This is a genomic window from Planktophila warneckei (SeqCode), from assembly GCF_965234675.1.
Classification (GTDB): domain Bacteria; phylum Actinomycetota; class Actinomycetes; order Nanopelagicales; family Nanopelagicaceae; genus Planktophila; species Planktophila warneckei.
The window spans coordinates 334,398-354,142 of the sequence record NZ_OZ248350.1 but is presented as its reverse complement, the minus strand read 5'-3'; the positions used below and the strand labels follow the sequence as shown (position 1 = coordinate 354,142).

At 45.9% G+C, this 19,745-nt stretch carries 22 protein-coding genes and 1 tRNA gene; 7 read left to right on the top strand and 16 right to left on the bottom strand.

What is annotated here, in order from left to right:
* Window positions 1-5: 5 nt before the first annotated feature.
* Together AC8GFU_RS01945 and AC8GFU_RS01940 are read right to left on the bottom strand one after the other, a co-directional pair.
* Window positions 6-1,199 (bottom strand): class I SAM-dependent methyltransferase, encoded by a 1,194-nt coding sequence (locus tag AC8GFU_RS01945; protein WP_506626825.1) that lies wholly within the window; start codon window positions 1,197-1,199, stop codon window positions 6-8.
* Between the two features lie 3 nt (window positions 1,200-1,202).
* Window positions 1,203-1,958 (bottom strand): class I SAM-dependent methyltransferase, encoded by a 756-nt coding sequence (locus AC8GFU_RS01940; protein WP_506626824.1) that lies wholly within the window; start codon window positions 1,956-1,958, stop codon window positions 1,203-1,205.
* A gap of 23 nt (window positions 1,959-1,981) precedes the next feature.
* Here AC8GFU_RS01940 and AC8GFU_RS01935 point away from each other — a divergent pair, with 23 nt between their 5' ends.
* The 3 genes from AC8GFU_RS01935 to AC8GFU_RS01925 all read left to right on the top strand — a co-directional run bounded on the left by AC8GFU_RS01935 (window position 1,982) and on the right by AC8GFU_RS01925 (window position 4,930).
* On the top strand, window positions 1,982-2,317 hold the full coding sequence (locus tag AC8GFU_RS01935; protein WP_506626823.1) for a hypothetical protein: 336 nt from the start codon (window positions 1,982-1,984) through the stop codon (window positions 2,315-2,317).
* Between the two features lie 83 nt (window positions 2,318-2,400).
* The gene (locus tag AC8GFU_RS01930; protein ID WP_506626822.1) at window positions 2,401-4,008 is read left to right on the top strand and encodes a glycoside hydrolase family 13 protein; all 1,608 of its coding nucleotides are present in this window, start codon (window positions 2,401-2,403) and stop codon (window positions 4,006-4,008) included.
* Window positions 4,009-4,024: 16 nt separating this feature from the next.
* Window positions 4,025-4,930, top strand: coding sequence for a TerC family protein (locus AC8GFU_RS01925; RefSeq protein ID WP_506626821.1), 906 nt, complete (start codon window positions 4,025-4,027; stop codon window positions 4,928-4,930).
* Here the strand turns inward: AC8GFU_RS01925 and hpf are convergent.
* From hpf to AC8GFU_RS01890, 7 genes are read right to left on the bottom strand one after another with little or no spacing between them, the layout of a single operon-like run.
* A complete protein-coding gene (hpf, locus tag AC8GFU_RS01920) occupies window positions 4,927-5,268 on the bottom strand; it encodes a ribosome hibernation-promoting factor, HPF/YfiA family (protein WP_506626820.1) in 342 nt (113 codons plus the stop codon). The two genes, AC8GFU_RS01925 and hpf, sit on opposite strands and share 4 nt — an antisense overlap.
* Before the next feature lies 1 nt (window position 5,269).
* The gene (locus AC8GFU_RS01915; RefSeq protein WP_506626819.1) at window positions 5,270-5,665 is read right to left on the bottom strand and encodes a hypothetical protein; all 396 of its coding nucleotides are present in this window, start codon (window positions 5,663-5,665) and stop codon (window positions 5,270-5,272) included.
* Window positions 5,646-5,795, bottom strand: a complete 150-nt coding sequence (locus AC8GFU_RS01910) for a hypothetical protein (RefSeq protein ID WP_506626818.1) — start codon at window positions 5,793-5,795, stop codon at window positions 5,646-5,648. The genes AC8GFU_RS01915 and AC8GFU_RS01910 overlap by 20 nt, the downstream gene beginning before the upstream one ends.
* 34 nt (window positions 5,796-5,829) lie before the next feature.
* The gene (locus tag AC8GFU_RS01905) at window positions 5,830-6,885 is read right to left on the bottom strand and encodes a trans-sulfuration enzyme family protein (protein WP_506626817.1); all 1,056 of its coding nucleotides are present in this window, start codon (window positions 6,883-6,885) and stop codon (window positions 5,830-5,832) included.
* 26 nt (window positions 6,886-6,911) lie between these two features.
* Window positions 6,912-8,417: a phytoene desaturase family protein gene (locus tag AC8GFU_RS01900; protein ID WP_506626816.1), complete on the bottom strand. Its 1,506-nt coding sequence runs from the start codon at window positions 8,415-8,417 to the stop codon at window positions 6,912-6,914.
* Entirely contained in the window at window positions 8,418-9,581 is a 1,164-nt protein-coding gene (locus AC8GFU_RS01895) for a MalY/PatB family protein (RefSeq protein WP_506626815.1), read from the bottom strand.
* Between the two features lie 15 nt (window positions 9,582-9,596).
* Window positions 9,597-10,616, bottom strand: a complete 1,020-nt coding sequence (locus AC8GFU_RS01890) for a LacI family DNA-binding transcriptional regulator (RefSeq protein ID WP_506626814.1) — start codon at window positions 10,614-10,616, stop codon at window positions 9,597-9,599.
* Between the two features lie 115 nt (window positions 10,617-10,731).
* Here AC8GFU_RS01890 and AC8GFU_RS01885 point away from each other — a divergent pair, with 115 nt between their 5' ends.
* Window positions 10,732-11,322: a DUF4389 domain-containing protein gene (locus tag AC8GFU_RS01885; RefSeq protein WP_506626813.1), complete on the top strand. Its 591-nt coding sequence runs from the start codon at window positions 10,732-10,734 to the stop codon at window positions 11,320-11,322.
* Window positions 11,323-11,325: 3 nt separating this feature from the next.
* Here AC8GFU_RS01885 and msrB read toward each other — a convergent pair whose 3' ends face one another.
* Together msrB and msrA are read right to left on the bottom strand one after the other, a co-directional pair.
* A complete protein-coding gene (gene msrB, locus AC8GFU_RS01880; protein WP_506626812.1) occupies window positions 11,326-11,739 on the bottom strand; it encodes a peptide-methionine (R)-S-oxide reductase MsrB in 414 nt (137 codons plus the stop codon).
* On the bottom strand, window positions 11,736-12,263 hold the full coding sequence (msrA, locus tag AC8GFU_RS01875; protein WP_506626811.1) for a peptide-methionine (S)-S-oxide reductase MsrA: 528 nt from the start codon (window positions 12,261-12,263) through the stop codon (window positions 11,736-11,738). Before msrA ends, msrB begins: the two co-directional genes overlap by 4 nt.
* A gap of 65 nt (window positions 12,264-12,328) precedes the next feature.
* On the opposite strand from msrA, the gene AC8GFU_RS01870 reads away from it, so the two are divergent.
* Both AC8GFU_RS01870 and AC8GFU_RS01865 read left to right on the top strand, forming a co-directional pair.
* Window positions 12,329-12,400, top strand: a tRNA-Arg gene (locus tag AC8GFU_RS01870).
* A gap of 152 nt (window positions 12,401-12,552) precedes the next feature.
* Window positions 12,553-12,822, top strand: a complete 270-nt coding sequence (locus tag AC8GFU_RS01865) for a WhiB family transcriptional regulator (protein WP_506626810.1) — start codon at window positions 12,553-12,555, stop codon at window positions 12,820-12,822.
* Here the strand turns inward: AC8GFU_RS01865 and AC8GFU_RS01860 are convergent.
* The 4 genes from AC8GFU_RS01860 to AC8GFU_RS01845 are packed head-to-tail and all read right to left on the bottom strand — an operon-like array spanning window position 12,819 to window position 16,389.
* A complete protein-coding gene (locus tag AC8GFU_RS01860) occupies window positions 12,819-14,288 on the bottom strand; it encodes a sensor histidine kinase (RefSeq protein ID WP_506626809.1) in 1,470 nt (489 codons plus the stop codon). The two genes, AC8GFU_RS01865 and AC8GFU_RS01860, sit on opposite strands and share 4 nt — an antisense overlap.
* A gap of 2 nt (window positions 14,289-14,290) precedes the next feature.
* Entirely contained in the window at window positions 14,291-14,677 is a 387-nt protein-coding gene (locus AC8GFU_RS01855) for a DUF6912 family protein (RefSeq protein ID WP_506626808.1), read from the bottom strand.
* 19 nt (window positions 14,678-14,696) lie between these two features.
* Window positions 14,697-15,797 carry a hypothetical protein gene (locus AC8GFU_RS01850; protein WP_506626807.1) on the bottom strand — a complete coding sequence of 367 codons (1,101 nt, stop codon included), beginning with the start codon at window positions 15,795-15,797 and terminating at the stop codon, window positions 14,697-14,699.
* Window positions 15,790-16,389 carry a flagella basal body P-ring formation protein FlgA gene (locus tag AC8GFU_RS01845; RefSeq protein ID WP_506626806.1) on the bottom strand — a complete coding sequence of 200 codons (600 nt, stop codon included), beginning with the start codon at window positions 16,387-16,389 and terminating at the stop codon, window positions 15,790-15,792. The genes AC8GFU_RS01850 and AC8GFU_RS01845 overlap by 8 nt, the downstream gene beginning before the upstream one ends.
* Window positions 16,390-16,510: 121 nt before the next feature.
* Between AC8GFU_RS01845 and AC8GFU_RS01840 the strand changes: the two genes are divergently transcribed.
* Window positions 16,511-17,038, top strand: coding sequence for an Rv3235 family protein (locus tag AC8GFU_RS01840; RefSeq protein WP_506626805.1), 528 nt, complete (start codon window positions 16,511-16,513; stop codon window positions 17,036-17,038).
* Window position 17,039: 1 nt separating this feature from the next.
* Here the strand turns inward: AC8GFU_RS01840 and secA are convergent, their stop codons facing one another.
* Window positions 17,040-19,715 carry a preprotein translocase subunit SecA gene (secA, locus tag AC8GFU_RS01835; protein ID WP_506626804.1) on the bottom strand — a complete coding sequence of 892 codons (2,676 nt, stop codon included), beginning with the start codon at window positions 19,713-19,715 and terminating at the stop codon, window positions 17,040-17,042.
* Between the last annotated feature and the right edge of the window lie 30 nt (window positions 19,716-19,745).

Genomic DNA, 19,745 nt, shown 5'->3' with positions numbered 1-19,745 from the left:
TAAGTCTAACGGATGTTAAGAGTCGGAAGTTTCTTCTCTAACGCAGGAGTAACGCCCCATTCAGCGGTAATTTCAAGGTATCTATCGATATCTAACTTCTCTGGTTTAGCACCAGTCTTTACTGCGCGGATCATCAGATTGCGTGGAGTGTGCTCACCTGCAACAAACTCGATCACCTCAACTCGATATCCAACAATGCGCAGCAACTGTGCACGGAATGAATCGGTCAATAAATCACCAAGTCGCTCCTTCATCAAGCCAAACTTTGTTAACGCGCCCCAAGGTTCTGGTGCTGATTCGATCTGCTTCTGAATATCGTGATGACAGCACGGCGCAATTAATAATAGCTTTGCTCCCCCGTTGACAGCCCATGCGATTGCGTCATCGGTAGCTGTATCGCATGCGTGCAAGGCGATCGCAATATCTGCAGAGTCTGCAGTTGTTTTTGCAATCTCTTCTGCCTTAAAAGTAATAGTTGATGTGATGCCAAGTTTTTCTGCAATCGCATTATTACGATCTCGAGAATCCGGACGTACATCAATTCCTGTCACTTCAACTGGAATTCCCGACTTCATTAAGAATTGATGTGCGGCAAAAGTAAGGTAGGCATGCCCGCACCCTAAATCTGTAATGCGTAACGGCTTTTCTTTTGTTGGCATATGAATCTGACCCGCATCAATTGCTGCGTTAAGAGTTGGTGACAGCAAGCGCAAAAACTCTTCAACTTGCTTGTACTTATCTTGGCGAGAAGGCTTGATTATGCCCTTCACATCTGCGATTCCAACTTCCTTCAAGAATGGATCGCTGGGATCAAGCAATCTTTCTTTCTTCTTATCGTGAGCCAAGTTTTGTTCTGATTCACGCTTTTCAGTGTGCACTTGAGCATCCCCGCTCTTTGTAATCCGCACTGAGTAAGCCTCAGAGGTGCTTTCCACCATGATGTTGGCATATCCGCTATCCAAAAGTTGGTCTACAGCAACCTGCTCAGGAAGTAAGTTTTTGGTAGTTGTTGCACGTCCATCATTTTGCATTAGTTGTAGATGCAAAACGCCTTTGATCTCAACTAAGCGAATGTCGATTCGTTCGAAATCAACCTGCATATTGCGGCGGCGCCCAGACAAAACTGCACGTACAAAGGTAGAGGTATCAACTATTCGTGCGCTGGCAACAGCCAATGCTTCTTCGCGAGTTATCTGCATGGGTTAGCGAGGCGAAATTACCGCGGTGCCCTTTTCATGATCCAAGATTACTAAGGCGTGGTTCGGTAATGCCTTTGCAAAATCTTCAGCTAACTTTCGCTCTCCATCACGGCGTACATCATCAATCACAATAATCGCCTTGGCTGAAAGCTTGTCTTTAAATTCAGCAAGGGCTGGGTAGCGAGCTTCGGGATTTTTTGATCCTGGTGGGCCATCAATTATTAGTAGGTCAATCTTTTTTAAATCTTTAATTGTTGAAGTGTCGTACCAAGTAAAACCATTTGCATAAGGCTGAAGCGGGGCAATGCGAACATCAACACCACGAACCTTGTGCTCCTTAAGCATCGCAACGGTTTTCCCACCGAACTCTTCAGAGTTATCGATGCTAATAATCTTTCTAGCACCTGCCTTTGAAGCTACAAGTGTCGAAACTCCTGAACCTAATTCAACAACTAATCCGGGACGGTGCTTTTTGATGATTTCAGTAATTGTTAGCAAAAGATCTGGAGATGCCGCCCAGCTTCTAGTTGCAGGTATCGGCGCTTTGAAATCTAGGAGCTGAGTAAGTTGAATAAAGGCTTCCGTTTGATGAAAAGTGATCATCTGGTTCTTCTTATTCTCTGCCGTTATTTTCGCGATATCTCGAGCAACCGCCGCTGAACTCTTGCTCAACTTTGCATGCAAGGCACGCAACAGACGGGCGCAGTATGCAACGCCGAGCAGGATTAATGAAAGAAGACAGATATAGATGATCTCCATGCATCAAGTGTATCGTTGTTGCTATGAAGCGCTTTAATCTTTGGCTGGCAGAAAAAATTACCTCAGGCGTAGCGACTATGTGGTGCGCATATATTTTTGCAGCGATCGCACTTATTTCTCTGCCCAAGGCGCTCAAATCTGGTGACTCTATAACGATCGTTTCTTGGATTGCACAGACCTTTCTGCAGTTGGTACTGCTTTCAATAATTATGGTTGGCCAGAAGGCGCAATCAGTCAGTGTTGAAAAGATGATTTCTGAAACACATTCAGCCGCGCTTGAGGAACTGCGTGAGTTGCAGACTTTGTCTAAAGAGATCCAAGCCCTCGTGAAAGAGCTAGACGGCAAACTGCCCCGCTAAAACGTTATAAAAGCGCAATGTACCGAGGGTCTTTGCACCCTTTTTACATTGTTTCGAAATAGCCCAATCCGTAGCCTGACTCCATGAAATCCTCACCATGGTGGAAAGAAGCAACGATCTACCAGATTTACCCGCGCTCATTTTTTGATAGCAATGGTGATGGTGAGGGCGATCTACCTGGAATTACCTCAAAACTTGAATATGTGAAATCACTTGGTGTCGATGCAATTTGGCTAAGTCCTTTCTACACATCACCAAATAAAGATGGTGGTTACGACGTAGCTAACCCACGCGATGTTGATCCTCGCTTTGGAAACCTTGCTGATGCGAAACAAATGATTGATGCTGCACATGCCCTAGATCTTCGAGTGCTAGTCGATATCGTTCCTAATCACTTTTCAGATCAACATGTCTGGTTCCAGGATGCATTGAAAGCTGGACGTGGTTCTAAAGAGCGTGCCCGTTTTCATTTCTACGATGCAAACCCAGATGGCACTCCTCCGAACAATTGGATCTCTTTATTTGGTGGTCCTTCATGGACTCAAGTTGAAGATGGACAGTTCTATCTTCACCTCTTTGATTCATCACAACCAGATCTGAATTGGGATAACTCAGATGTATCCGAGGACTTTGAAAAGACTTTGCGCTTCTGGCTAGATCTTGGTGCTGACGGTTTCCGCATCGATGTTGCACATGGTTTAGTAAAGGAAGATGTTTTAAAGGATCATCCAGATCCTCAAGGTCTTAGTGATGCGTTGCGCCTTGATATGCCGATGGATCCTGAGCGCCGCTACGCCTTGCTTCCTACAGTCCCTTACTTTGATCGCCAAGGTGTTCACGAGATTTATCGCCAATGGCGCAAGATTTTCAACTCCTACGGCTCTCGTGAAGTCATGGCCGTTGCTGAAGCGTGGGTGCATCCACCTGTGAACGCAACGCGTTACGTTCGTCATGATGAACTACATCAAGTATTTAACTTCGACTTATTGGATGCCCCATTTAACGCCAAGCACTTGTACGGAGTTATGAGCGCGGCCATTGAACTCATGCAATCTGTCGATGCACTTCCAACATGGGCTCTGAGTAACCATGACTCGCCTCGTGTTGCTTCGCGCATCGGCGAGGTTCAATCTCGTGCCCTTGCCTTATTTGTACTTGGATTGCCAGGATCTTGTTATGTCTACGCCGGGCAGGAACTTGGTTTACCTGATGGAGTTATTCCAGATGAATCGCGACAAGATCCGATTTACTTCAGAACAAAGGGAACACAAAAGGGTCGCGATGGCGCACGTGTGCCACTTCCATGGAACGGAGATAGCGCACCATTTGGATTTACTTCAGGAAATCCATGGCTACCACTTCAAAACACTTGGAGAGAATTAACTGTAGAAAAGCAAGAATCGGATCCAAAGAGCACCTTGAATCTTTATCGCAGCGCACTTAGTTTGCGAGCTGATCATCTAGTCAACAATGGTGAGGTCATTTGGGTGGAATCACCGGAGCATGGAAGTAAGAGCGAAACACTTCTTGGATTCAAGCGCGGAAATGTTTCGATTTATATGAATCTTGGAGATAAACCAGTTGAGGTTGAAATCACCGGAAAGCTGCTGACTGTAAGCGCTGGAACTGTTGATGGAAGAGATGGAAAAGTAACCATTCCGCCAGTTTCCACCATCTGGCTGCACCACTAACTGGCACAATACCGCCATGGAATCTATGACGACATGGCTCGTAACAGTTGCTGTCCTTGCTGCAATTATCATCTTTGATCTTGGTATTGCGGTTATCCGACGTAACAAGGCAACAAGTATGGGTGAAGCGAGTTTTTGGACCGTCTTCTACATCGGTACAGCAATCCTTTTCGGAATCTTGATGCCAAGGTGGACAAGTGTGGAAGGTCAGAAAGAGTTCTTTGCTGGCTGGCTAACCGAGTACGCATTGTCGGTAGATAACATTTTTGTATTCATCATTATTTTGACAAGCCTTAAGGTACAAAAAGAAGCGCAACAACTAGTTCTGCTCCTTGGAATTATGTTGACCATCGCAATTAGAGCGTTGTTGATCCCGCTAGGTGCTGCTCTGATTCAACAGTTCGCATCAGTGTTCTTCCTATTCGGTGCTTTCTTGATCTACACCGCCTACACATTGGCGAAAGAGAATGAGGATGATGAATGGAAAGAGGGCAAAGTTGTAGCTCTGTTAAAGAAGCGAGGATTTAGCACCTTTGCAATCGCACTCGTTGCCCTTGGATTAACTAACTTAGTGTTTTCACTGGATTCAATCCCTGCGATCTTTGGTCTGACAAAAGATCCATACATTGTTACAACTGCAAATGTCTTTGCCCTCATGGGACTTCGCCAGCTCTTCTTCTTATTAGAAGGACTGCTTGCTCGTCTTGTTTATCTTTCCAAGGGTCTTTCCTTCATCTTGGCCTTTATCGGTATCAAGATGGTCTTTGAAGCATTCCATGGCATCGGCGTAGAAGAGATTGCAGGAGTTCATATCCCAGAATTTAGTCTTGAAGTAAGCCTTGGCGTGATTGTTGCAAGCCTTATCGTTACAACGGTCGCAAGTCTTACAGCAACTCGTAAAGATGGAAGTGAGATCGTTTAGATCTCGCTTTTCATCTTTCGTAAAGTCGAACGATCGTAATCCTTAGTACGTTCATGGATCTTACGAATTTGTAATGCAAAGGCCTTGATCGCAGCATCAAATGCAGCAAGATCGTTGAACTCTGCTGCTTCAGCCCGAAGCAATGGACCAGAGCCATGCGAAGTTAAAATCACTTTGTGTTTATGTTTGCCCTGATGCGGGTTGCTTTCATGAAGAACTTCAACTTCGACGCGATCTATAACCACACTAAATCGCTCCATACTGTTGAGCTTTTCTTCCGCGATTGTTTTGAAATCTTCTGCTAAATCTGCGTTGCGTGTATGAATTTGTATCTTCATACTAAAAGGGTAGTACTAGAACCACACCTGTCGCTAGGGCCGCAAGCAAAAAAGATTTTCCGAGGATTACCAAGGCGGTTTTGCGATCTGCGGCACGGTCTTCCTTGCTTGCTACTCTCTTAATATCGCCCAGCTTGCCGATGTTGAAAGTGCCGGCAAATCCATAGGCTAAACAAAACTTGCTTCGGGATTGAACAAAGCCAACAGATGCAACCATTAGTGGAAAGAAAATTCCTAAGCGAATAGTGGTTGGAGCATCAACAGTATTAAAAGTTAAAAGTGTAGATATTGAAAAGAAGAGACCAACTAGTGCAACGAGTTGTCGTCGTCGGATTTCGCCTTTGCCTATGTTGCAGGTGCCGGGGATGTATTCGTAATCAGGCATCTTCAAATTCATCTTCATCGACCCATGTGTCGGCCACTGAATCCTCTTGGTGTTCTACCCAAGAAAGGAATGAACCGACCGCGCGAAAGGCCAAGATAGCCATAGTCGCTGCTGCGAAGACTCGACGAACTGCTTTGAACATAGGATAAAAATACTCGCTTTTGCGCAAGAATTCTTTATAGAACGGTTAACGCCTGATTAATATCTGCCCACAAATCATCAACATGCTCGCAGCCAACAGATAATCGGATTAATTGCTCCGGAACTGATGGACTTTCAAGGGCCCAGCGGCGGCGGCGCTCCCACAATGACTCAATTCCACCAAGGCTTGTTGCATGGGTAATGAGCTTTGATGATTCGCAGACTTTTTCAGTTTGTTCAGGAGTTCCATCAACTTCAAAGGAAACCACTGCGCCAAAGCCTGGATAACGAACCTTTGTCACCTTTGCGTGAGCTTCTAGGCGTTGCGCAAGATCCATTGCATTGCTTTCAGCCGCTCTGAAGCGAACTGGGAAGGAACGAATTCCACGAACAGCAAGCCAGGTCTCAAATGGACCAGGAATTGAACCATTAAAACGACGTGCTTCATCTAATCGCTTAAATAGCGCTTGATCATTAGTTGATAACGATCCCAAAACAACATCACTATGTCCTGCCAAAAACTTTGTAACTGAGTGCATGACGATATCGGCACCCATTGTTAATGGCTTCTGAACAAGTGGAGTCGCAAATGTGTTATCAACCGCAACGCCGATTCCTAACTTCTTTGCAGCAGTTATCAGAGCCGGAAGATCTGCAACATCAAGACAAGGATTTGTTGGAGACTCTAACCAAACAAGTGCTGCACCCTTCATGGCTGCAATAACCTCTTCAGTATTTGTAATTTCTACAAAGCGAACTTCTAATCGACCAGTTGCATGGAACTGATTGAGCAATCCCATGATTCCGCTGTATCCCTGATTCGATGCAACAACTGGAGCGCCAATTGGAAGAATTGAAAAGACCGCGCTAATTGCAGCCATTCCTGATGAGAATGACAGAGTTGCTCCGCCTTCTAACTCACCGATTGCAGTTTCTAAAGCGCTCCAACTTTCATTGCCGTAACGGCCATAACCAACTGGTCCACCCGCATGATAAGTAGAGGAAAAAATAATTGGAGGATTCAATGAAGCATCAGGAGCCGGAGCGGGACGTCCAGCCGTGATTGCAGATGTTTCAGGATGAAGACTCATGGGCCAACTGTAATTGCTTTTTGGGTCTAATTGTTTGCAAGCACAGCCATGGCCGCATTATGACCAGGAATTCCGCTTACTCCGCCGCCGCGCACCGCACCTGCCCCGCAAATGAAGATTCGAGGGTCGTCTGTTTCAACACCCCATGAAGGAGCACTGCCGTCTTCTCTAAATGGGAATGAGAGATCCTTGTGGAAGATATTTCCACGAGGCAAAGCAATCGCCTCTTCAATATCTAGCGGAGTTTTAACTTCTATCGCGGCAATCACATTCTCAATTGGTTCGACAAGAAATTCATTTAAGGAAGCAAGCGCTGATTTCAAAGCCGCATCTCGGGCAGCATCATTGTCAGCATCAAATAAAGATGCTGGGGTATGTAATCCAAATAAGGTCAGGGTTTGATATCCAGCAGTTTGTAGCTCTTCGCTGAGGATTGATGGATCAGACAAGGTGTGGCAATACATTTCAATCGGCAGCTTTATAGGCATGTGCCCCGCCTTTGCATCGGAAAATACTTGTTCGCATTGTGAAAAAGTTTCATTTGCATGAAAGGTTCCGGCAAAAGCTAAACGTGGATCAATTCCTGATTTCAATTGGGGCAAACTCTTAAGCAAGATATTGATCTTCATCTGTGAACCATCACGGCTTTCAGGCTTTTGCTTTCCGCGCAGTTGCGCCAATACCTGAGGCGCAGCATTTGAAAGCAAGTACTCTGAAGTTATCTCTTCGCCTGTTGAAAGTTTTGTTTTCACAATCGATGTTTCACTTGCAATTGATTGAACTGGGCTGTTGGTGCGAATTTCAACGCCAGCGGAGGTTGCAACTCGTTGCAGCTCTTTTACAAGTGCACCCATTCCCCCACGAGGAACTTTCCATTCGCCGGTTCCATTTCCGATGAGGTGATACAAGAAGCAGATATTTGCCTGCATTTCATATGCTGATGCAAAGGTTCCGATCAGCGCATCTGTTAATACGACGCCTTTAACTAAATCATTCTTGAATCGTTTATCTATCTCTTCGCCAATAGGTTTTTCAATCAAGTACTCCCAGACTTCAGGCATATTGATGGCGGCCTTTAATTCACTGCGTGACATCAGGGGCTTCAACATAAATGGTGCAATTCGTTGTGCGAACTCAGCGATTTCGCCGTAAAACTCTTGCCAGGCTTTCCCTTCAGCACCTGTGGGATCTAGTTCGAGAAAGGAGTCTGCAGTCTTTTGATCCCACACGCGAGAGACATAGAGCCCTTTGTCTGCGTATGGCGTATAGCTTGAAACTTCTCGCGAAATGCAATCAAAGCTAAGACCAAGATCTTTAACAATTTCATCAGGCAGCAGTGCGATGAGATATGAATACCTCGAAAGATTTGCATCAAAATCAGGGAAGGCTCGAACGCTTTGGGTAGCTCCTCCTATTTCGGGATTCGCTTCAAGAATGACAACTGATTTACCCGCTTTAGCAAGATATGTAGCGGCAACTAATCCGTTGTGGCCACCACCAACAATGACAACATCATATTCCTGAGCAGACATTTATATAGACCGAGCTATACGTTCAATCGCCTCAGTAATAATTGTTGGGCTCGTTGCAAAATTGAGTCGCACATATTGAGAGCACTGGGCGCCAAAGGTATGCCCCGCATTAAAGGCAACTCGACCTTTTTCTATCAACGTTGCATTTGGATCTTCACCTAGTTGAAGAGACTCAAGATCTAGCCATGCTAAATACCCATTTTGCGGAATGTGATATCTCACTGATGGAAGTTTGACATCGAGCAGATCTTTGATCATCTTGCGGTTGTGATCTAAATTTTCCAAAACTGTATCGAGCCATTCTGCGCAATCTGCAAATGCCACAGCTGTTGCAAATCCACCCAACAGTGATGCTCGGTAAGGCATCGCCATCGCTAAGCCATTCAAACGCAGATGCATGGCTTCATTCTGCGAAACGATAATTGCACACTTAAGTCCTGCGATATTCCAGCCTTTTGAGGCAGCGGTAACAGTTATGCCAACCTCTTCTGCATCTTTACCAAGAGACAAGTAAGGAATGAAAGTTTCACCCTTATACGTCAAAGGTGCATGAATCTCATCGCTAATAACAATTACATTGTGCTTCTTCGCAAGGGCTGTAATTCTACGAAGTTCTTCCTCACTATAAATACGTCCAAGAGGATTGTGAGGGCTGCAGAGCAAGTGGACCTTAACGCCCTTTGCATATGCCTTTTCAATTCCATCCCAGTTAATCTCCCATGGGTTTTTACTTTCATCGCCCGTTCTTTCAAAAGGAACATCAACCTTGTTGAGTTTTGTTTCATCAATCCAGGTGTAAAAGTTGTGATAAACCGGTGAACTTAGAAGAATTGAATCTCCTGGTTGCGTAATGACTCTTAAAATCTCAACAACTGCGACACCTACATCTGTCGCTGCTCGCACCTGAAGAGGGTCGACATTCCATCCCCAACGCTCTGCGGCAAACTTTTGAAATCCCAAACCTAATTCTGGAATTGAATCGAGATAGCCAAGATCAGAGTTAGCGACCATTTCAGAAAGTATTGCTTTAATCGGCTCGGCAACCGGAAAATCCATTTCAGCTACTGGAAGAGGAAGTACATCGCTTGCAAACCCCCGCCACTTTGCACTGTGGTGGGTTTGTAGTTCTGCAAGATTCGGCGCTGAAACTTGATGGTCACTCATGCCAGCAAGGCTACCTCAGAGAGCTTGCTCTTCGGGAGTTAAACGACGGGTGGAATTACGCACAACTAAGGTAGTTGGCAGCACTAATGATGGTGGATCAATCGTTGGTTTACGTAAACGCTCCATAATCGACCATGCCGCCATTTCACCCATCAACGTAACAGGTTGTTCAATGGTCGTTAATTCAGAGAATTCAGCCATCTCATGCCCATCAAAACCAACAATTGATATGTCATCAGGTGCCTTTAATCCATGACGACGTAGCGCTTGCATTGCACCCATCGCCATTTCATCAGATTCACAAAAAATTGCAGTTGGTCTATTAGGTCGTGCCAGCAAATCATCCATCGCACGAGCGGCGGTATGCATTGTGAAGTCGCCATGAATCTCGCGAGAAGGCAGCCACTCCAAACCATTTTCAACTAACGCCTGCATAAATCCTTTACGGCGATCCTGCGGAACGCTGAAGTTAAATGGATCATCGGGGCGACCTGACATCAAGCCAATCTTCTTATGTCCTTGATTTACAAGGTGTTGCGTTGCTGTACGAGCTGCTGCAACATCGTCAATCTTGATTGACGCGCACTTTGCGTGATCCATTCCAACTAGTGCAATCGGAATTCCAAGGCTAAGCATTGATTCAAACTCTTCTTCAGTTGGCGGCAAGGAAATAACGATTAACGCATCGACGCGACCTTTAAGAAGTTGGTGCTGAAAAAGACGTTCACGTCCCTTCATCTGACTGAAGTTGTACAGCAGCAGATCAAGTCCTGCTTCACGAAGTGCTTGCTCGGCACCTGAAATAACCTGGGAAAAATACCATCGTGAAATATAAGGAGCGACAACGCCAACAGAGTTTGTTCTGCCGCTGGAAACAGAGGTGCGATCAGGAGTTAATGGGTAGTTCAGTTTCTCTGCAGCTGCAATGATCTTTTCGCGAGTTTGTTGATTCACATGATGCAAACCTCGAAGGGCACGTGAAACAGTTGCGGTCGAGACCCCTGCCTCTTCTGCAACCTCTTTGATGCCTGCCATGTATTCACCTCATCCCCATGTTTTTTTCTGCAAAAAACCTGTAACGACTGCAAAAATACGGCAATATGACTGCAATTAGCAATACCTGCGCTCATTCAGCGGTAGATTGCCCCGCATGAGCAATCAAATTGAAACCCAAGTCGATGTAACACTGACAGAGCGAAACCGCGTAACCGCGCTTTTTCGCATCATCCTCGTTGTACCGATGGCGATCTTTGTCGCCTCATTTGCACCTAATTGGTCCAACAACTCTGACAGCTGGACTATTGGGCTTTTGATTCTGCCTGTGGCTTTAGCGATTGTGTTTCGCCAGGTCTACCCAAGTTACTTGTTAACTTTCAATGAAGCTCTACTTTCACTTCAAACCCGCGTTGACGCTTATGTTCTGCTACTTACAGATGAGTATCCATCAATTGAAGATAATGATGTTGTAAGTGTGACCTTCCCAGAAGTTGATGCGAAGGCATTAAATCGCTGGTTGCCATTAGTTAAGTGGTTCCTCGCGATTCCGCTCTATCTAGTCGGAATTGCATACATAATTTACGCAGCGTTCTTAACGCTATTTGCATGGTTCAGCATCTTGTTTACCGGCAACTACCCAGAGTTCTGTGCTGAAGGTGTGGTTGGAACTATCGCTTACTGGAACCGCGTTGTTGGTTATGCATTGGTTCTTGTAACCGATGAATACCCAAGCTTTTCTCTGTAATTCCTAGCGTTCTTCAAGGATTAACGAGACAGAGTTAATGCACCAACGTTGATCCGTTGGTACTTCATACCCTTCGCCTTCAAAAACATGGCCCAGGTGCGAACCACAATGTGCGCAGCGAACCTCGGTGCGCACGCGTGGAAATAGTGATCTATCCTCAATCAGCTCAACAGCATCGTCAGCTGTTGGAGCGTAAAAAGATGGCCATCCGCAGCCTGAATGGAACTTTGTTTCACTTCTAAATAATTCATTGCTGCACGCCTTGCACTTGTACACGCCTACCTTGTCGGTGTCTGTGTACTCCCCTGTAAATGGGCGTTCAGTTGCGGCGTTACGTAAAACATCATATGAAAGTGGATCTAACTTTTGCGCAAGCTCTGTTTCATTAATGTGTACCGGATACTCCTTTTCGCTCATGCCTGTGCAACCTTTCGTGGATACGCAACACCGGTGCTTGAATGGCAGTCATAGCCATTTGGGTTTTTCTGTAAATACTTCTGGTGATACTCCTCAGCTTCATAATAAGGAACACCGTCGGCGCTAAGAATCTCGGTACAAATCTGATCTAAACCTTGGGCATCAAGTGCTTTCTGATATTCAGCCTTCGATGCGAGCGCGGTGTGCATTTGATCTGCATCTGTTGTAAATATCGCACTGCGATACTGAGTTCCGATATCTCCCCCTTGTTGATTCAATGAGGTTGGATCATGCATCGTCCAAAACTCTTCTAATAAACGTTGGTATGAAACCTTTGCTGGATCAAAAACAACCTTCACCATTTCAGCATGTCCAGTAACACCTGTGCACACTTGTTCATATGAAGGGTTTGGTCGAACTCCACCCATGTAGCCGACAGAAGTTTCGATAACTCCATCCATCTGCCAAAAACGTCGCTCTGCTCCCCAGAAGCATCCAGTTGCAAAATAGGCTGTTGAACTCATGCGCAGATTCTCGCAGTATGAACACATATTCGCACCCGCTGATAACCTTCATCTCTGACCCACGAGCCCCCGTAGCTCAGGGGATAGAGCACTGCCCTCCGGAGGCAGGTGCACAGGTTCGATTCCTGTCGGGGGCACACTTGAGATAGATCACGCTCAATATCAAAATCTCTTTCATTTCATCCTTGTACATCGCCTCTGCATCATGGACAATTAAGACCTTGCACGCACAACTGTGTGTATTACCAAATCTCTTGAACACCGTTTTACTTCCCTAAGGAGACATGCAATGGATTGGCGACATCAATCAGCCTGCCGCGATGAAGATCCAGAGCTTTTCTTTCCTGTCGGAAATACTGGTCCAGCCCTCACTCAAATTGAAGAGGCAAAAAAGGTTTGTAATCGCTGCATCGTAAAAGAGCCATGTCTCGCATGGGCGCTCGAGAGCGGTCAGGATGCTGGCGTGTGGGGCGGATTATCTGAAGATGAACGTCGTGCCCTTAAGCGACGTGCAGCACGTAACCGTGCACGACTAATGGAGCAACAAAACCAGATTTAAAGTGGGAAGCGCAGTTTTGCCTGCGTTCCTTGTTGTGTTGATTCCAGTTTCAATTCACCCTTTAACTCATTCTCTGTCAGCGTGCGAACAATCTGCAGACCTAAGTTAGATGAAGTGCTTAAATCAAAGCCTTCAGGTAAACCAACTCCATCATCTGAAATAGTTACAAGACCCTCGTTGCTGTAACGCTGCAGTTCAATACGCAACTGAGTGCCAGACTCTGCCAAGCCGTGTTCCAGCGCGTTGTGAATAAGCTCTGTTACAACTAATGACAAAGGCGTTGCTACTCGAGATTCAAGTGAACCTAACTGACCTGAGCGTTCAATAGTTAACTGCCCCATTCGCGGACTCAGTTCTAAGGCATGCGTAACAAGCGAAGTAAGTACCTCGTCAAAGGCAACTGTTGTTTCTGTGCTATTTGAAAGTGTCTCGTGAACAAGAGCGATAGATGCAATTCTGCGCACCGCTTCATCTAACGCAGCAGCAGCCGCTGGGTCTTCAATACGACGAGATTGCAGACGCAGTAACGCCGATACTGTTTGTAAGTTGTTTTTTACACGGTGATGAATCTCGCGGATTGTGGCGTCCTTAGTTACCAATTCACGTTCGCGGCGGCGAAGTTCAGTAACATTTTGCAGCAAGACAATGGCGCCAATTCGATCATTTCCTTGAATCAACGGCAGCACCAATAGATCAATAGTTGCGCCTTGATTATCAATTTCTACCCGGCGCAATACCTTGCCATTTAAACGACTTCGCACACCTTCTTCATGTGCGTTGGGAGATACGGTCACAACCTGTTCTGCAGCCTCACCCAGAATGCGACCTTCGAGATCTCCCCGCCAACCCATGCGTGAAAATGCAGATTTTGCATTAGGGCTTGCAAAGGAAATTGCGCCATTTACATCTAATCGAATTAATCCATCGCCAACACGTGGAACAGGTTCAAAGAGTGAGCCCGCATCTTTATACGGAAAGTTTCCTTCGGCAACCATCTGATACAAATGATTTGCGATTTCGCGATAATTTAATTCAAGCTTTCCTGGAGAACGCATCTGCTCAGCATTTCGGTGTCGCGATATTACCGCGATAACTTGACCTTCAAAGAAAACAGGAATCGTTTCTTCTTTGACTAAAATTTCACCCACTCGTTCAGGTTCGGTGTTTCTGATTATTTCTCCACCAGATAAAGCTTCGTCAATATTTGGTCGCGCACCCCAAGTAACTTCATCACCAATAACATCATTTACGAAAACAGTTGCAGTAGTGGTTGGGCGAATATGAGCAACAGCAATGTGTCCTGTTGGCCATACCTTTACATCCTTACGGATTGGAACCCACAAAATTAAATCTGCAAAGGAAAGATCTGACAGTAATTGCCAATCGGCTACTAACTCTCGAATTCGGTGTGCTTGATCAATAGTTACAGTGGTTCTTCCGCCCAGCAAATTATCTAGCTGAAACATGGCTAGACCCATTCTCCGCAATGAAGCTCGATCTCTTGGGTTGCAAACCAGACCAGCTCATCATCACCGTGATAGGCCAGCAGAGCACATTGAATCTGATCCCATGTGATTGCCGAAGTAAGAGTTATTGAATCCTCATAACTTTCACCTATCTGAGATTGTTCAACTTCAATAGCCAAGACAATTCCTGGCGCCTTTTCAGACAGGCGCAGATCTAATGCAGCTTCTCCTGCTGCCAAAGACAGCAAATACTCCAACTCTTCCTCATCGCAATCGGTGTTATCTGCGACAAATTGAGGGGTTGGAGCAAAGAGTTCATCGACCTCAATACTTTTTGCGTCAATAAAGGCGACAAGATCCTTTTGGCTAATTGCAAGGTATGCGCGCATTGACCAATAGTAATAGATCTTAACTTTTTAGTTCACGGGCCAATTCAGCGATGGATTTACGCATATTTGAGCGCTCATTGATCTCGATTAAGGTTGCGTGCTCTTCAATCGCCGCAGATATTGCGCGGGGATCATGTGCAATGCTTCTGACGCGCACGGGCTTTAATGGTGTGACGCTAGTCAGGAATTTGGTTTCAGCTGTGTCGCCACGTTTTCCAGCAACCTTCATATTTAAGACAAAACTAAGCTTTGCTCGAATTGAGGTTTGCTGCAGCAAATCAATAACCTGATTTAAACGATGGTGACCTAATTGATCTGCTCTTGAAATAATCATTAATTCATCTGCTTGATCGCAACACCAGGTAGTCATAGTTGAGGTCCAACGACGATCTGTAAGTCGATTCGATAAACCCGAAATAGAACCCAGATCGACGATGATGTAATCAAACTCAGATGTCGCACGTGCCATAACATCATCGATTTCATGTGCATGCTCTTGGTCTACTTCGGCTAACGAGAGGTTGGGTGCAATTGTCTTCCAACCCCCTTCGCTCTTAATATTTCTCATCGCAAGGTATGCAGCAACTGAGGGCGCTCTGAAATTAGCCTCGATAAGAAGTGTTGATTTATCGAGCACGCTGAGCTCCATCGCCAGGTTCATGGCCAACACGGTGCAGCCGGTGTAGCTACCTGCAGAACCAACAGCGACTACATGTGATTTTCGCTGTTGCCGAAAGGTATTTGCTTGGGTGCGAAGCATTGGTGCACGCACATATCCACGCACCAGACTTACTAAATCCGTTGCAACGATAGGCATTTCCTGCAGATTCTGAATCTCTGTGGTGTGGCCGTGCTTCAATGAAAAGCCGATGCTCTGCCTGGTGCTGCCAGAAAGTGCCGTAACTCTTTCAGCGGTGATTCCTGGCAGATCAGAGGCGAACAACAAGAGAGCACCCCGTGAAACTTCAGGATTTGCAATTAAGTATCGATCCAAAGAATCCCAATCAATGGCGCGGAAAACAACATTCCAGCCTTGCGCAAAGAGAGTTCCGGCAACAAAGCTTTCAGCTTCGGTTGAAGAGATTGCTGTTATGACAGTAGGCATTTCAAGTTCAGACATGTGAGCGAACCACCACTAAACGACCCATTGAAGTGGCGCTTAATAGCCGCAGAACTTGAGTTTCCTCAACTGCAACGGTAATTCCAACATCGCTTCCAAAGTTATTTCCTGATGTGTCATAGCTCAACAAAGTGACTCCCCCAAGAATTAAAATGGGATCAACGGCACCTTCTCCGTTTTGTGCATCCAATACCCAATAAATATCTACACCTTCACCAATTGTCAGACCTGTAGCTAAATCAACTCCGCGCACACTAATTGGCACCGCACTAGTAGACATTGCGTTAGTTGCTGCAGTCAGATCGCTAGTTGCTATGAGTTGATTTGGATGCAGCAGTCGTGTTGCGATCATGCCAATAGGTTCTACCGATTGATCCAAATATGAGCTAGATGTTACATTTAAGTTGACATGCATCAACGAGACATCTGATGCAGAAATCGTATGGCCCGGAGAAATCGGAGTATTAACCATCCAATAATCTGCACCTTTATTGGAAAAAGTTGCGATCAAAAAAGTGGATACAAACGCAGCGATGATGAGTGTGATCGCCAAAGGCAAGCGGGAGCTTCGTGTCTTTCGTGTAAGAGTCATGGGTGCACCCAAACTCTTTATCGGACGCTTTCTGAAACTTTTCCACAGTCATACTTAAGGAGGGGCTTTATCCACCTAAAAGTATGAGGATCCCTTTTCTGGCGCAGGCGAGTCTGCACTCATGACAACTCACCTTGAATATGAACAGTTACCCACCTTCACCCACATCAACGTGGAGCCAATTTCTAGTGATCCCGATGAGGATTACCTGCACCCAGTACTCGAAATGTTTCGCCCAGCAGCTTCTATCGTTGCGCCACGAAAGCCAAAGCTGTACCTAGTTCCTTCAAGCTTTGGCGAGGAATACGATACTGAATTTGCTCCAGAACCTACCTCGGCCGCTGATCTTCCAGATATCACCGAGTTAACCAATCGCTTTATTCATAACGTTGTTGAGATTTGGGCTGGACGACGTTCGGTTAATCAAGTGCAATCAATGTGCCATTACAGAGTCTTTAATGAACTTCAAAGAAAAGCTGGCTGGCAAAAAGAGATTGGTCGAATTAGAAAAAGCAGAATTACCGAACCGCTAGATGGAATCTGTGAAGCAACGGTAACAATCCGGTATGGCGAAAGATTACGAGTTGCTGCAATTAGATTTGAAGGACAAGATCAACGATGGCTTTGTACATCGCTAACTTTGATTTGAATTAAGCAGCTCCACCATGGCAACGCTTGAACTTCTTACCTGAACCACAAGGGCACGGTGCGTTACGAGATACATCGCCAGTAGTACGAACACCTGACTCATCAGCTGCTGTGTACTGCAATCCAGATGTTGGAAGTTGCTTCGCTTCAAGCCCCGGAGCAACAACCTCATTGCTTGAGCTCTCAACAGTTACTTCGATGTTAAACAGGAAGCCCGCAATCTCTTCCTTAATTCCATCCATCATGGCTGCGAATAGATCGAAGCCTTCCTTTTGATATTCAACAAGTGGATCACGCTGTGCCATTGCACGAAGCCCAATACCTTCTTGTAAATAATCCATCTCGTATAAGTGTTCACGCCACTTACGATCTAGAACAGATAGCAAAACCTTGCGCTCTAGTTCGCGCATAACATCTGCGCCTAGTGCTGCTTCGCGAGCTGCATATGCCGCCTTGCAATCCTCAACAACCTTGGCAGTTAAGTAATCAGCATCAAGTCCAGCGCGTGATCCAACTTCGGCATCAAGTTCGCTGATGGTAAATGAGATCGGATAAATCGTCTTGAGCGCTGTAAATAAGGTCTCTAGATCCCAATCTTCGGCATAGCCATCAGCGGTTGCTGCCTGTACATATGCGGTCAAGGTATCTGAAACAAATCGGGCGACCTGATCCTTGATATCTGCGCCTTCAAGAACCATGCGACGCTCACCGTACACAACAGTACGTTGGCGATTCATAACATCGTCATACTTCAAAACATTCTTACGCATTTCAAAGTTCTGAGCCTCAACCTGAGTTTGTGCAGAACGAATGGCATTAGAAACCATCTTGGATTCGATCGGTGCATCATCAGGTAAACCTGCTGCAGATAAGAAACGCTCAACCATTCCTGAGTTGAAACGACGCATCAAATCATCTTGAAGTGAAAGATAGAAACGAGATTCGCCAGGATCGCCTTGACGACCTGAACGTCCACGAAGCTGATTATCAATACGGCGTGATTCGTGGCGCTCTGTTCCCAGAACATACAAACCACCTAAGCCAATTACCTCTTCATGTCCCTTTTCAACCGCTGACTTTTGGCGCGCAATCTCTGCAGGCCATTCCTTTTCATACTCTTCGGCGTCATCTACTGGAGAAATTCCGCGGCGTTGTAATTCAAAATCTGCCATGAACTCAGGGTTACCACCGAGCATGATGTCAGTACCGCGACCAGCCATATTTGTTGCAACAGTTACCGCACCCTTAACACCTGCGCGAGCGATGATCGCTGCTTCGCGTTCGTGGTGCTTTGCATTGAGTACCTCGTGAGGCACTCCTGCTTTGCGAAGGAATGCTGAAAGCTCTTCTGATTTTTCAACGCTCACGGTACCAACCAGAACTGGCTGACCCTTGCGATGGCGTTCAACAATATCTGCAGTTACAGCAGCAAACTTTCCTTCTTCAGACTTGTAGACCAAATCTGATGAATCAATACGCTGCATTGCGCGGTTAGTGGGAATTGGAACAACACCAAGCTTGTAAATCTGGTGGAATTCAGAGGCTTCAGTAGAAGCCGTTCCTGTCATACCTGACAATTTGTCGTACAGACGGAAATAGTTCTGCAATGTAATAGTTGCCAGAGTCTGATTTTCATCCTTAATTTCAATGCGTTCTTTAGCTTCTAGCGCCTGGTGTAGACCTTCGCTATAGCGACGACCAGCCAACATACGGCCAGTGTGCTCATCAACGATTAATAGTTCGCCATTCATGACGACATAATCCTTATCGCGCTTGAATAGCTCCTTAGCGCGGATTGCGTTGTTCAGGTAACCAATCATTGGCGTATTTGCTGCCTCGTATAGGTTTCCAATTTGAAGAAGCTCTTCAACCTTAGTTACGCCTTCTTCAATAATTCCACAGGTCTTCTTCTTTTCATCAACTTCGTAGTGAACATCGCGTTGCAGTTTGCCAACAAGGTTTGCAAACTCCACGTACCACTTAGTTGCCTTATCAGCGGGACCGCTGATGATCAACGGTGTACGTGCTTCATCGATCAAAATTGAGTCAACTTCATCTACTACTGCAAAGAAGTGATCGCGCTGTACGCACTCTTCGAGCGACCACGCCATGTTGTCGCGCAGATAATCAAAACCAAACTCATTATTTGTGCCGTAGGTAATGTCAGCAAGGTATGCCTCGCGACGTTCTGCAGGTGTCATGTTCGCAAGAATCACGCCAACCTTTAAGCCTAAGAAGCGGTGAACGCGGCCCATCCACTCGCTATCGCGCTCTGCTAAATAATCATTTGTTGTTACAACGTGAACTCCGCGACCAGCAAGTGCGTTGAGATATGAAGGAAGTGTTGCAACAAGGGTCTTACCTTCACCAGTACGCATTTCGGCGATATTGCCTTTATGAAGTGCGGCTCCACCCATCAATTGAACGTCGTAGTGGCGCTGACCTAGAGTGCGCTTTGCAGCTTCGCGAACAACAGCAAAAGCTTCTGGCATCAGCTCATCAAGGGTTTCGCCCTTTGAGTAACGATCTTGGAAGAGAGCGGTCTGCGCACGAAGATCTGAATCACTCATTGCGACGATGCGAGCTTCTTGGGCGTTCACCAAGTCAACAATCTTGCTCAAGTCACGAAGGATGCGTCCTTCGCCTGCACGCAAAATCTTGTCGAAAAAAGCTGGCATTGATTCTTACCTCTCATCGCGGGGCCGGCC